Annotated in this window: 10 protein-coding genes and 1 tRNA gene; all 11 read left to right on the top strand. The window is 47.1% G+C overall.

The window, feature by feature from the left end; translation table 11 throughout:
* Nucleotides 1–68 precede the first annotated feature (68 nt).
* The gene (gene carA / locus V6W81_RS20105; protein ID WP_307211823.1) at nt 69–1208 is read left to right on the top strand and encodes a glutamine-hydrolyzing carbamoyl-phosphate synthase small subunit; all 1140 of its coding nucleotides are present in this window, start codon (nt 69–71) and stop codon (nt 1206–1208) included.
* 1 nt (nt 1209) lies between these two features.
* Nucleotides 1210–4428, top strand: coding sequence for a carbamoyl-phosphate synthase large subunit (carB, locus tag V6W81_RS20100; protein WP_338540168.1), 3219 nt, complete (start codon nt 1210–1212; stop codon nt 4426–4428).
* Nucleotides 4429–4757: 329 nt separating this feature from the next.
* Nucleotides 4758–5498 (top strand): orotidine-5'-phosphate decarboxylase, encoded by a 741-nt coding sequence (pyrF, locus tag V6W81_RS20095; protein WP_338540167.1) that lies wholly within the window; start codon nt 4758–4760, stop codon nt 5496–5498.
* Nucleotides 5495–6136, top strand: coding sequence for an orotate phosphoribosyltransferase (gene pyrE, locus V6W81_RS20090; protein ID WP_239287785.1), 642 nt, complete (start codon nt 5495–5497; stop codon nt 6134–6136). Before pyrF ends, pyrE begins: the two co-directional genes overlap by 4 nt.
* Before the next feature lie 288 nt (nt 6137–6424).
* The gene (locus tag V6W81_RS20085; protein WP_338540166.1) at nt 6425–7357 is read left to right on the top strand and encodes an ABC transporter ATP-binding protein; all 933 of its coding nucleotides are present in this window, start codon (nt 6425–6427) and stop codon (nt 7355–7357) included.
* On the top strand, nt 7320–8435 hold the full coding sequence (locus V6W81_RS20080) for an efflux RND transporter periplasmic adaptor subunit (RefSeq protein WP_145045553.1): 1116 nt from the start codon (nt 7320–7322) through the stop codon (nt 8433–8435). Before V6W81_RS20085 ends, V6W81_RS20080 begins: the two co-directional genes overlap by 38 nt.
* Nucleotides 8435–11359 (top strand): ABC transporter permease, encoded by a 2925-nt coding sequence (locus tag V6W81_RS20075; protein WP_338540165.1) that lies wholly within the window; start codon nt 8435–8437, stop codon nt 11357–11359. The genes V6W81_RS20080 and V6W81_RS20075 overlap by 1 nt, the downstream gene beginning before the upstream one ends.
* Nucleotides 11360–11361: 2 nt before the next feature.
* Nucleotides 11362–12225, top strand: a complete 864-nt coding sequence (locus V6W81_RS20070; RefSeq protein ID WP_338540164.1) for an ABC transporter ATP-binding protein — start codon at nt 11362–11364, stop codon at nt 12223–12225.
* Nucleotides 12226–12245: 20 nt separating this feature from the next.
* Nucleotides 12246–13691, top strand: coding sequence for an ABC transporter substrate-binding protein (locus V6W81_RS20065; RefSeq protein WP_145045547.1), 1446 nt, complete (start codon nt 12246–12248; stop codon nt 13689–13691).
* A 162-nt stretch (nt 13692–13853) separates the two neighbouring features.
* Entirely contained in the window at nt 13854–14018 is a 165-nt protein-coding gene (locus V6W81_RS20060) for a hypothetical protein (protein WP_338540163.1), read from the top strand.
* 69 nt (nt 14019–14087) lie between these two features.
* A tRNA-Met gene (locus tag V6W81_RS20055) sits at nt 14088–14161 on the top strand.
* The last annotated feature ends 56 nt before the right edge of the window (nt 14162–14217 follow it).

Here is a 14217-nt window from a genome sequence, read left to right as displayed (position 1 = left end):
GCTCAAACTTAAGCTAAGTTCAACCGAAATGACATTCAACGTTGATAAACACAGAGGAGTGAGATGGGATGGCACAGGCGAGATTATTGTTGGAAGACGGCACACTGTTCACTGGTAAAGCGTTCGGAGCTGAAGGTGAAACAACGGGTGAGGTCGTTTTTAATACGGGAATTACAGGCTACCAAGAGGTGCTTTCGGATCCTTCTTATTGCGGTCAAATCGTAACCATGACGTATCCGTTAATCGGTAACTACGGAATTACACGTGATGACTTTGAGTCGATTCGTCCATTTGTACACGGCTTTGTGGTACGTCGTCATGAGCCAACGCCAAGTAACTGGCGTGCAGAGTACAGCGTAGACAATCTGCTCAAAGAATACGGCATTGTAGGTATCAGTGAGATTGATACACGCATGTTGACTCGCCGGATTCGCCACCACGGCACGATGAAGGGAATTCTCACAACAGGATCGAAACCTGTGGAAGAACTGCTGGAGATGATGGGCGATACAACAATCGCTGAGCTGCGTAACCAAGTTCCACTGACGTCGACTCCTCATGTGTACAGTAGCCCAGGAACGGCTGAACGCATTGTGTTGGTAGATTACGGTGCAAAAACAGGGATCTTGCGTGAACTTAGCAAACGTAACTGTGACGTAGTTGTTGTGCCTCATGATGTAACTGCAGACGAGATTCGTCGCCTGAACCCAGACGGTATCCAGTTGTCTAACGGCCCTGGGGATCCCAAAGATGTACCTCACGCAGTTAAAATGATCAGTGAGTTGCTCGGCGAATATCCGATCTTCGGCATCTGCCTTGGTCACCAACTCTTCGCGCTTGCAGCAGGAGCAGACACAGAGAAACTGAAATTCGGACACCGCGGCGGAAACCATCCGGTGAAAGAGCTTGAAAGTGGACGTTGCTTCATCACTTCTCAGAACCATGGTTACACGGTGAATGAGGATTCTGTGAAGAACACAGATCTGGAAGTAACACATATCAACAATAACGATAAGACCATTGAAGGTCTGAAACATAAAACATTCCCAGCGTTTTCGGTACAGTATCATCCGGAAGCAGCGCCAGGGCCTTACGATAACAGCTATCTGTTCGATCGTTTCATCGAGATGATTCGTGAGCACAAAATCACTAACCCACCACAGCCACGTCAAGCCGTATTGGCAGCTGCAGTGAAAGGAGCACAATAACATGCCGATTAACAAAGACCTCAAAAAAATCCTGGTGATTGGTTCCGGACCAATCGTCATCGGTCAAGCGGCCGAGTTCGACTATGCCGGTACGCAAGCTTGCCAGGCGTTGAAAGAAGAAGGCGTGGAAGTTGTCCTCATCAACAGCAACCCTGCAACGATCATGACCGATACAAACATGGCTGACAAAGTATATATCGAACCAATCACATTGGATTTCGTAACTCAAATCATCCGTCAAGAGCGTCCAGACGGGTTGTTGCCAACACTGGGTGGTCAAACTGGTTTGAACATGGCAGTAGAACTTGCGCGTGCAGGTGTACTGGAACGTGAGAATGTGAAATTGCTGGGTACACAGCTAACTTCGATCGAAAAAGCAGAAGACCGGGACTTGTTCCGTGACCTGATGCGTGAACTGGAGCAGCCTGTACCTGAGAGCGTAATTGTAACAACACTGGAAGAATCACTGGAGTTTGCAAATGAGATTGGCTATCCGATCATTGTTCGTCCTGCCTACACACTGGGTGGAACAGGCGGCGGAATCTGTGCGAATGAAGAAGAATTGCGCGAAACAGTAGCAGCAGGTCTTCGTTACAGTCCAATTGGGCAATGTTTGGTTGAGAAAAGCATTGCTGGCATGAAAGAAGTCGAGTATGAAGTTATGCGAGACAAAAACGATAACTGTATCGTAGTCTGCAACATGGAAAACTTTGACCCCGTTGGCGTTCATACAGGCGACAGTATCGTAGTGGCACCAAGTCAAACGTTGTCTGATCGTGAATACCAAATGCTGCGTTCGGCTTCCTTGAAAATCATCCGTGCCCTTAACATCGAAGGTGGATGTAACGTACAATTCGCACTGGATCCGCACAGCTTCCAATACTATGTTATTGAAGTTAACCCACGGGTAAGCCGTTCATCCGCGCTTGCTTCCAAAGCAACGGGCTATCCAATTGCCAAAATGGCTGCCAAAATTGCTATGGGATACACATTGGATGAAATCGTGAACCCGGTAACAGGTCAAACTTACGCTTGTTTTGAGCCTACACTTGATTACATCGTGAGCAAGATTCCTCGTTGGCCGTTCGACAAGTTTACATCGGCTAACCGGAAGCTTGGTACACAGATGAAAGCAACGGGCGAAGTTATGGCGATTGGACGGACGTTTGAAGAATCCATTCATAAAGCTGTTCGCTCCCTGGAAATCGGCGTACACCGTCTCTATCTGAAAGAGGCAGAAACGCTTGATGAAGCAACGCTAAACGAGCGTCTGATCAAAGCGGACGATGAGCGTATGTTCTTGATTGCTGAGGCGTTCCGCAGAGGATATACTCTGCAACAACTTCAAGATCTGACGAAGATTGACTGGTGGTTCTTGGACAAAATTGAAGGTCTAATTAAATTCGAGGATACTATTCGTGAAGAGTCCGAACTATCATCCGAAACGTTATACCAAGCGAAACGCCTTGGATTTACGGATCGTGCGATTGCTGAATTGCGTGCTCAGGGTCAACCTGCAGGCACATTGACAACAGAAGCAGAAGTTAGAGCGCGCCGTGAAGAAGAAAACCTTCGTCCGGTATACAAAATGGTAGATACATGTGCGGCCGAGTTCGAAGCAACAACGCCTTACTATTATTCGACTTACGAAACAGAGAATGAAGTCCTTCCTTCGGACAAGAAAAAAGTAGTTGTACTTGGTTCCGGTCCAATCCGGATTGGTCAAGGGATTGAGTTTGACTATTCCACAGTACATGCGGTGTGGGCTCTGCAAAAAGCAGGCTACGAAGCAGTTATTATCAACAACAACCCGGAGACGGTATCTACGGACTTTAATACATCAGATCGTCTGTACTTCGAGCCACTGTTCTTCGAGGATGTTATGAACGTAATCGAACAAGAACAGCCAGTGGGCGTAATCGTACAGTTTGGTGGCCAAACGGCAATCAATCTCGCAGCACCACTGCGTAATGCAGGTGTAACCATCCTTGGTACGGATCTGGAAAGCATCGATGAGGCGGAAGACCGTAAGAAATTCGAGCATCTGCTCTCCCGTTTAGAGATTGCACAGCCGAAAGGTAAAACAGTTACTTCAGTGGATGATGCAGTAGAAACAGCTCAAGGTCTGGGATATCCAGTACTCGTTCGTCCTTCATACGTGCTTGGTGGTCGAGCAATGGAGATTGTATACTCCGATGCTGAATTGCTGACATATATGGAGCAAGCGGTTAAGATTAACCCTGAGCATCCGGTACTAATTGACCGTTATATGCTGGGTAAAGAAGTAGAGGTAGACGCGATCTGTGATGGTGAAACGATACTCGTTCCAGGAATCATGGAGCATATCGAACGCGCAGGGGTACACTCCGGTGACTCCATCGCGGTGTATCCGCCACAACACCTGTCCCAGGATCTGAAAGAGAAGATTGTAGAAATTACAATCAAAATTGCAAAAGAATTGAAAACGATTGGTCTGGTCAACATCCAGTTTGTCATCCATGATGGCCAAGTGTATGTCATTGAGGTGAATCCACGTTCATCCCGTACGGTACCGTTCTTGAGCAAAGTAACAAACATTCCGATGGCTAACCTGGCAACACAAGCTATTCTCGGTGTGAAACTGAAAGATCTGGGTTATGTGGATGGTCTCTGGCCTGAAACGGATCATGTATCGGTTAAAGTTCCAGTGTTCTCCTTCGCGAAGCTGCGTCGTGTGGAACCAACGCTTGGTCCTGAGATGAAATCTACAGGTGAAGTAATGGGTCGTGACCCGAATTATGCCAAAGCGCTGTTCAAAGGTCTCATCGGAGCAGGCATGAAAATTCCGGCTACGGGAGCCATTGTAGTTACAGTAGCAGACAAAGACAAAGATGAAGCAGTACCTTTGCTTGAAGGCTTCTACAGATTGGGTTACAAAATTATGGCTACAGGCGGAACAGCAGCAGCTCTCGAAGCAGCCAACATTCCGGTAACGAAAGTAAACAAATTAAGCGAAGGTTCACCGAACATTTTGGATATGATCCGCAGTGGTGAAGCGAACTTTGTGTTCAACACATTGACCAAAGGTAAAACACCACAGCGTGACGGATTCAGAATCCGCCGTGAAGCGGTAGAGAACGGTGTTGTGTGTATGACTTCATTGGATACGATTAGTGCCCTGCTGAAAATGCTGGAAACAATCAACTTCTCCTCTGAGGCTATGCCAGCCTTTGTAAACTAAAAAGTGCGTGTTCAAAAAGGATGGTTTTCAGTACCGAGAAGATGGGATGAAGATAGAAATGGAGTAGCGGAGCGTAGGCAAAACTACGTGAGCAACTACATTGTTTCCGAAGGAAACACCTTCGTAAGCATCCACTTATTTCGGCTGAATTCCAACTTCGATGCTGAGATGCCGTCAGGCATCCTTCGTAATCAAAAGCTGACTTTTTGAACAACCTCTAAAAAGACAATTGATGAAGGACATCAGTCAACCTCTGGGTTGGCGGGATGTCCTTTATATCGGGCAAAAACAATAAAAATAAGCCTTACAGGCAGAGGAGTTGCTGCGAAATGAACCATCCTGATTTCAACCAAATGGCAGGACGTTTAATGGTTGCACTGGACTATCCTGAAGCAGAGCAAGCTAAGGAGCTCGTACAGGCGCTTGAGGGAATACCCTGTTACCTCAAAGTTGGTATGCAGTTGTTCTACGCAGCAGGACCAGACTTCATTCGAGAGTTGAAGGCCAAAGGATACTCCGTGTTCCTTGATGTCAAAATGCACGACATTCCGAATACTGTGCGTGGAGGTGCGGAGAGCATCACTCGTCTAGGGGTGGATATGTTCAACGTTCACGCTGCCGGGGGAACGGCTATGATGCGAGCAGCTCGTGAAGGTGCAGAAGCTGCATTGCTGGCTGACGCTTCGCTAACTAGACCAGAGATCATAGCGGTTACGCAGCTTACCAGTACAAGCCAAGAAACGATGAACACGGAAATCGGCATTGACGGCTCAGTAGAAGCGACGGTTGTCCGTTATGCCAGTCTCGCTCATGAATCAGGTTTGGATGGTGTTGTAGCTTCTCCTTTGGAAGTACCAGCCATTCGAGCGGCGTGTGGAAGTGAGTTTCACACCGTCACTCCGGGTATTCGCCCAGCAGGAAGCGGTCTCGGGGATCAGACACGTGTGTTGACTCCTGGAGAAGCGATTGCTAGAGGTAGTCATTACATCGTCGTAGGAAGACCGATTACAGGTGCCCCGAATCCGCGTGAAGCGGCAGAGGCTATTTTGAAGGAGATGTTAAACGTATGATTACACTTAACGAGATTCCGAATCATATTGCTTCCCAATTGTTGAAGATCAAAGCGGTAGCACTGCGTCCGCAGCAACCTTTTACATGGACGTCTGGCATCAAATCACCAATTTATTGTGATAACCGTCTGACCATGTCCTATCCTGAGATTCGGGAGGACATCGCTGAAGCTTTTGCAACGATCATTCGTGAACAATATCCGGAAGCAGAAGTGATTGCGGGAACAGCTACAGCAGGTATTCCTCACGCTGCATGGGTAGCTCAGAAACTGAACCTGCCAATGGCCTACATTCGTGATAAAGCCAAAGGACATGGTAAAGAAAACCTGATTGAAGGTCTGATCCAGGAAGGACAGAAGGTCGTAGTCATTGAAGATCTGATCTCAACGGGCGGAAGTTCCATTAAAGCTGCGCAAGCTGTACAAGCCGCTGGCGCAACACCGCTCGCCGTGCTCGCTATTTTCAGCTACCAGTTGGACAAAGGTATCAAAGCCTTTGAGGAAGCAGGAATTCCACTGCAAACCCTGTCCAATTATACAGCATTGATGGATGTGGCTTTGGCTCAAGGAACGATTCAAGAAAGCGACTTCGCCCTGCTTAAATCTTGGCGTGAAGATCCTTCTTCATTTGGTAAATAATATCATATAGGCACAAAAAAGTAGTCCTTACACGAACGGTATCAAAATTGTAACGATTGCTGGTATACAGGCAAATTCCACCGTTTAGTATGAAGCATCCCGCACTTTGGGGTGCTTTTTTGTTGTTCTCTACAGAATATTAACTTTTTCTCCTGAACGTTGTAAAAAGCTTGTAACTTTTAGTTGTGATTCGTCGTTTATAATGCAGTGTAGTATGGAATAGATTTCTAGTTTTAGAGTCTTCATGAAATGAGCGGAATGTAAAGAGAGGATGAGTGTGATTGCTGCATGAAGAAGTTATTTTCCAAAATTAAATCTGCCAAAAGTCAGCCAGGGGATAAGCATGATATTGAGGGAGCAGAGCAGCCGGAGTCTGCCCAGCAGCAGGATCAAACGTACATAAGTGAAGCAAAGATTCCGGTGGAGGAGAACCTCTCAGATGAGACTCTCACTGAACCGAATGAATCTAGCTCCGATGAACTGGCAGTTGCTGCTCAAGACAAGAAGCCCAAACCTGTGAAGAAGCGGGATCTATTGCCTCCATATGATGGGCCTGTGCTGGAAGTGCGTAATGTGCATCGTAGTTTTCAGACAGGCAGCCGAATTATACATGTACTCAAAGGCATTGACATGGAAGTTAACCCACAGCAGCTTGTCATGCTGAAGGGTCGCTCTGGCTCTGGTAAAACAACACTTCTTAATATGCTTGGTGGGCTGGATCAGCCTTCGAGTGGTGATATCCTTTTCTCTGGCCAGCCTCTGCAGGATTGGGGTGACAGGCGGCGGACAGCGTTACGGCGTAGGGAAATCGGATTTATTTTTCAGGCGTATGCTCTTATGCCGTTATTATCTGCTTGGGAAAATGTAGAGCTGTCGCTAAGAATGGCAGATGTGCCTCGCTCGGAATGGAAAGAACGAGTAGGTCATTGTTTGGATCTAGTTGGTCTGACCAAACGGGTGAAGCACAGACCATTTGAGATGTCCGGGGGGGAGCAGCAGCGGGTCGCGATTGCTAAAGCTATTGCACATCGGCCGAGATTGTTGCTTGCGGATGAGCCTACAGCCGAACTTGATTCCAAGATGGGTGCACAGGTTATGGCTGTATTTCGCAATATTATTGAAGTAGAGCAAGTAACGATATGTATGACTACACACGATCCTACAATTCTGGAGGTTGCGGACCATGTTTATGAAATGGCGGACGGCAGATTTATCAAGTAAAGCTGCCGCTACGAAGAAGGGGAAACGTGCAGCGCTTATCGTGCTTAGTGCGATAGTTGTTGCAACGATGTCGGGATGTTCTTTGTTACCGGCAGAGACAGAAGAGGAAGTGCTTCCGCCAATTACACCGCCAACGATCTCCAAAAAGCCGGAATATGAAGTCCGGACCGAGACACTGGAGAAGAAAGTAAGCGGTAGCGGTAAAATGATGAGTCAGAGAGAAGAAAAGGTGTATTTTACGCTGGATGGTATGCATGTGAAAGAGCTGAATGTGAAACTAGGGGATAAAGTCAAAAAGGGTCAGCTCCTTGCTGTGCTTGATGTGGAGAGCGTAGAGAAGGAAATTCGGGCGAAGAACCTTCAGATTCGCAAAGCTGAGGTACAGATGAAGGAAACGCTGCGTAAGCGGGATGAGATGGATCCTGTGGAATTCGAAGAAGCGACGATTGCTTTTGAAGAGCTGCGTCAGGAATTGGCTGATCTGGAGGAGCAGTTGGGGAAAGCGACTCTAACAGCTCCATTCGGGGGAACAGTCATTGCCGTTCAGGTGGAAAAGGGTGCTGCTGTCAAGGCGTATGATCCGATTGCCACGATTGCTGATACTTCGAATCTCGTCGTTGCAGCTACGTTTGCCAAAGAAGATCTTGAGAAATTCTCTGTAGGCATGAAAGCAGACGTGGATATTAATGGCGCAGGTAAGGTCTCTGGAGTTATTAAAGTTATGCCAACTGCGCAATCTTCGGACAGTGGAAGTGGTAGTGGGGGAAGTTCAGGAGACACCAATACACCTCCGGCAAAAGAATCACTTGATCAATATGTGATCGTTTCCTTGGCCAAAATGCCTAAGGGCGTTGAACGCGGTACACCGCTTACGGTATCCATTGTAACGCAGCGTACCAAGGACGCAGTTGTTATTCCAGTGTCGGCTCTTCGTTCCATTGGATCAAGAACCTATGTCCAGGTTGTAGAGAACGATGGTAGCAAACGAGAAGTGGATGTTGAGGTTGGCCAGCAGACGTCTACAGATGTAGAGATTCTGAAAGGCCTTACCGTTGGACAGAAAGTAGTGGGTCGCTAATGGGGCTGCCATTGCTTCGGCTGCTGTTCCGCAAAATGTGGAACACTCGCTGGATGACCTTCAGCACACTGATTGGATTAATCGTGGCGGTTGCGTTCACCGTCAGTATTCCGATGTATGCCGACGGTGCGCTGAAGCGAGTTGTAGCCCAAACCTTACAGGACAATAGCGAAGGTTTGCCAGCAGGTTCATTGTTGATGAGTTACCAGGCTCCTGGTGGAGTGAAGACAGATACACTGGGTTTGGAAGAAGTGGATCGGTATATCCGTGAGGATGTGCCGCGTGATATTGGTTTCCCCTTCCATACGTATGTGAACTCTCGTTCTATCCGCAGTACTGAGGTTAATCCAGAGGATCCAACTAAGGTAGATGCAAGCCGGGTGCGTAGCATGAGTCTGGGAACGATGTCTGGCTTGGATTCGCAGGTCAGCTATTCGACAGGACTTAAGCCTGGTAACCAGGTGAAGGATGGAATCATTGAAGCGGTAATGCTGGAAGAAGGCATGTATCGAAACGATCTGCACATTGGAGATATTCTTGAATATCCCGTGTATAGTGGCCTAGACATTACGCTCCGGGTGAAGATTACGGGTGCCTTCACAGCAGATGATACAAGCAGCCCGTATTGGGTGCAGGGATTCGATAGCATGATGAATGGACTTTACATCGATGAATCCGTATTTAACGAGGTGCTACTCAAGGAAAAAGGAATTCCGCTTCAGAACTCACGATGGTATTATGCGTTTGATCTGAAAGACATTCAGACTAGCCAGATTTCGGGGCTTTCTTCTGTGCTGGAGAGACTTGATATTGATCTGTATCAACGGTTAAAGGATACAAAGGTAGATATCACCTTCGGTGATTTGCTGAAGCAGTTCCGCAGTCAGAGTCTACAGTTGCAGACGATGCTGTTCACTCTTGCTGCACCCATGATTGCAATGGTCTTTTACTTTATTGCAATGAATGCAAGACAATCGCTCCAGAAGCAGGAAAGTGACATTGCTGTTCTTCGTAGTCGTGGTGCTTCTGCAAAACAGATTTTCTCTTTATATCTGTTAGAGGGAATATTCCTTGGCGCTATTGCCTTAATTGTAGGTCCTTTGCTCGGCTGGTTTATGGCGAAGAGTATTGGTTCGGCGAGTGGTTTCCTCTCCTTCGTAGATCGGAAGTCTATCCCGATTGGTGTATCGAAGGAAGCGATTCTCTTAGGACTTGTGGCTGTTCTTGTGGCAATCATTGCGTCTCTGATTCCTGCGATTACGTATGCGCGCGCTACGATTGTGTCAGCGAAGAGAAGGCAGGCACGGACGGATCGTGCCCCAGTCTGGCAGCGCTGGTTCCTCGATGTTGTTCTGCTTGGACTTGCCGGATATGGATATTATCTATTTTATGAACGACAGATGTTGACCTTCCAGACGGGCATGACCACAGATCAACTGCAAGTACAACCGTTTTTGTTCTTTGTTCCTGCACTTGCCATTTTTGCCCTGGGTCTGTTCTTTCTACGGATATTCCCGTGGATCTTGAAGCTAATTCAGTGGATAGGCAAGAAATTTTTACCGGTTCCACTATATCTGACGCTGACGCAACTCTCGCGCTCGTCGTCTTCCTATTATCCGTTGATGATATTGCTAGTTCTGACCTTGGGACTTGGCGTATATAATTCCGCCGCAGCCAGAACCATTGACCTGAACTCTACTGAACGTACACTATACCGATATGGAACAGATGTCATTATGCAGACGGTATGGGAAGGTTCTCCTGAAGTGACCCCACAAGGTTCCGGCCAAAGTGGCGGTTCAGGCGGAGGGCAGCAAGGAGGCGGCAACAGTGGCGGAGGCTCTGCTGGTGGAGGTGCACCAGGTGGAGGCGGTGGCGCTGGTGGGGGCGGAGGTGCTCCTGGTGGAGGTTCACAACCGACCAAAGTGATCTATTCTGAGCCACCCTTTGAAGTGTTCCGCAGTTTAGACGGAGTAGAGCATGCAGCAAGGGTGATGCAGACCAAGGGAAACATCATCGTGTCTGGAAAATCAGGTGGACAGGGGATGCTCGTAGGAATTGATAATGTGGATTTTGCCCAAGTAGGCTGGTTCCGTAACGATCTTTTCCCTGCACATCCTTATAAGTACCTTGATTTGCTCGGTAAATATGAAGGAGCTGTATTGGTTTCCTCCAAATTTGCTGATAAGTATAAGCTCAAAACCGGGGATTTAGTCTCCATTGGTGTGCAAGGTCAAGCGATTGAATTTGTTATATTCGGCATTCTTCCATACTGGCCTGCACAGTATCCAGATCAGACACCGTTCTTTATTGCGAATCTGGATTATATCTATGATCAAGTACCACTTATTCCTTATGAAGTCTGGCTGAAGATGAAGCCGGATGCCAAAGTTGCACCACTGATGGAAAAACTTGCGGCAGAAGGTATTGAGCTATCATCTGTCCGTGACGTGCGTACCGAACTGGTAACGCAGGGGAAACATCCATCACGGGGCGGCGTATTCGGTATATTGAGTCTCGGCTTCCTTGTATCGGTCATTATATCTTTGATTGGTTATATTCTGTACTGGTTCTTCAACCTCTCAGGACGTGTCGTACAGTTCGGCGTTCTGCGCGCCATGGGATTATCTCGGGCTCAATTAAGTGGGATGTTGTTACTGGAGCAGGTGTTCACGGCGGGTTTGTCGATCCTTCTCGGCATTGGAATTGGTCAAGTATCGAGTCGTCTATTCTTACCATTTCTACAAACGACAGATAATGTATCTGCACAGGTGCCACCATTCCGAATTGTGTTTGAAGAGAAGGACATGTTGCAACTGTACGGCGTGACCGTCGTTATGCTCATTATTGGGGCTACGATGCTGCTATGGCAGATTCGTAGACTACGGGTACACCAGGCGGTCAAAATGGGAGAGGAGAGGTAAACGTGATCCAATGCGAAGGACTTGTGAAAATTTTTAAATCCAGCGATGTGGAAGTCGTTGCCCTTCAAGGTCTCAATTTGACGGTCAACCAAGGTGAGATGATGGCGATCATCGGTAATAGTGGTAGCGGGAAATCAACGTTGCTCAATATTCTGGGTGGACTGGATCGTCCGACAGCAGGTACAGCCTTTGTAGGCGATTGGGATCTGCTCAAGATGACGGATGCGCAACTCGTGGAGTACAAACGCCATACAGTAGGCTTCATCTGGCAAAACAATGGTCGAAACCTACTGCCTTATCTCACAGCACTCGAAAACGTGGAAACACCTATGATTCTTGGGGGTAAGCGTGATCGTGCCTATGCCATGCAGCTATTAGAGTGGGTAGGACTCAAGGATCGGATGCATAACAAGCTGCATCAGTTATCAGGTGGAGAGCAGCAGCGGGTTGCTATCGCAATATCTCTATCAAACCGGCCAAAGCTGCTGCTTGCCGATGAACCTACGGGATCAGTGGATTCCGAGACTTGTGACACCATTATGGGGATTTTTCGCAAAATGAACAAAGAACTAGGCGTCACGATTGTCATTGTTACGCATGACTTAACGCTTGCAGGTAAGGTGGATCGCATTGTTGCGATCCGTGATGGACTGACGAGTACGGAGTTTGTGAAACGTAACCCGAACTTGGATGATGATCAAGGCTTATCACAGATGGGTGCTCAGGATATACATGAAGCATTTGTCATTATTGACCGGGCAGGACGTCTGCAGGTACCTAAGGAGTATCTGGAGGCCTTATCCATCGACAATCGGGCTACATTGGAATTTGACGGTGAACGTATTGTGATTACACCGCCAAGATAATGAATAGGGGGAATTGGGAGATGAAGAACAGGTTGTGGGGAAAACGGGTGCTCGCTGTCTTGGCGACTGCGAGTTTAGCTTTGCCATTGTTAGCAGGCTGTACGGCAAGTGAGGCTAAGGACACGGAACAGCGTGTTTTACGCGTAGCGACACTATGGGGCGGTCAAGATGACAGTTATTTCCGCCAACAGTTTACAGATGCGTTTGAATTGACTCATCCGAATATCACGGTTGAAGTTGTTCCTGCGGTTGAACAGAGCAGTTATGGTTATGGAACGCAGGGGGAGAATCAGGAGATTCCCGATACGGTAGAGAGCCTGAAGAAAATTATGACTGGAGACAACCCAGTCGATGTTATCGTTGCGGATACCGCTACCGTTAAGTCTCTAATTCAGGAAAATATGTTGAAACAGTTGGATCCATTGATGCAAGAAGACAAATTCGATACAACGGATATTGTGCCAAGTGTACTGGAGGGCATTAAAGATTTAGGAGATCAAAGTATCTATGCATTGACGCCAACGTTCTCTTCTTCTGCTCTATTCTTTAATAAAGGAATGTTCCAGAAGGCAGGCGTAGAGCCACCAACAGATAACATGACTTGGGATGATATCCTTAACTTAGCGACCCGTATGACCAAAGGTGAAGGCAAAGACCATGTGTTTGGCTTCTCCTTCAGTACGTATCAAGGTGGCTCACCATACTACTCCATGCAGCAGTATTACAATTCTCTACAACTGAAAATATTTGATGATAAAGCAGAGAAAATGACCGTTGATTCACCGCAATGGGAAAAAGTATGGAGTACCGTTAGCAAGCTGGCTATCGACAAAATCATTCCTAAAGGCGATGAACCGCAGGATCAGGATCCAAACGGAAGATATAATCCGCTTCAGGGCGATCTGTTCCTCAGCAGCAAAGCAGCGATGGTTATCGGCGACTACAGCTACATTAACCAGCTCATTGATGCCAACAAAAATGCGGATAAAATGGAAGGATTCACAAAGGTAGAATGGGATGTGGTTACACCACCGGTACACCCTGAGGCTCCTGAAATTGGAGGCAACATCTATTTGAGCAGCTTGATGTCCATCAATAGTTCTGCTCAAAATCCAGATGATGCCTGGGAATTAATCAAGTATATGAACAGTGAGGACTGGGCCAAAATCAAAGCACGCAGCAGCTATGAGATGGTATCCCGGAAAAGCTTTATTAAACCGAAAGACGGCTTAGACTATAATATCCAAGCATTTTACACGCTGAAGCCTGTTCCACCAACGAATAACAACCTGGATAAACTGTATCAAAAGATGCCTAATCTCTGGCAGGTAAGTGACAAAGGGATGGAGTACTTCAATCAGGTTCTTGATAACAAGAAAACACCAAAAGAAGCGCTTGGTGAGTGGGCAGCCAAAGGTAATGAAATGCTTGAGAAGCTGAAGAAAGATCCAAAAGCAACATTTTAACGCTCGTCACTTGTTCTGAAGAATGTGTAAGCTAACTTCATGAGCATGCCTTCCTTAATAAGCCGCTGAAGAATAATTTCTTCGGCGGCTATTTTTACTTGAATTGGGGCATCCTACAAGAAGAGGTGCAGGATACATTACAGCGAAGAAAGGACGAGCAGCATGCATTGGGTATATTTCAGTAAGTTATATGCAACCAAATTTCAGGCAGGCTGCCTTGCCAAACGTTTAGAGCAGGATGGATGGATCTATGGTCACAATGAACCTGCTGAGGTGGAGGTATACCGTTCCCGTAAAGGTCGATATGGTGTACGATTTATTCCCTAACATTACCCCTTGACTTATTGGGTGAATATAATGTATATTAATTAAGTCGCTGTTTTACATTTTAACTGACGCGGGGTGGAGCAGCCCGGTAGCTCGTCGGGCTCATAACCCGAAGGCCGCAGGTTCAAATCCTGCCCCCGCAATTTAATTTTTACTAGATGATTTACAGCCATCATCTGAACGTTATACATTTTGTCGA

The organism is Paenibacillus tundrae (assembly GCF_036884255.1).
Classification (GTDB): Bacteria; Bacillota; Bacilli; order Paenibacillales; family Paenibacillaceae; genus Paenibacillus.
This window is presented reverse-complemented; position numbering and strand designations above follow the sequence as displayed.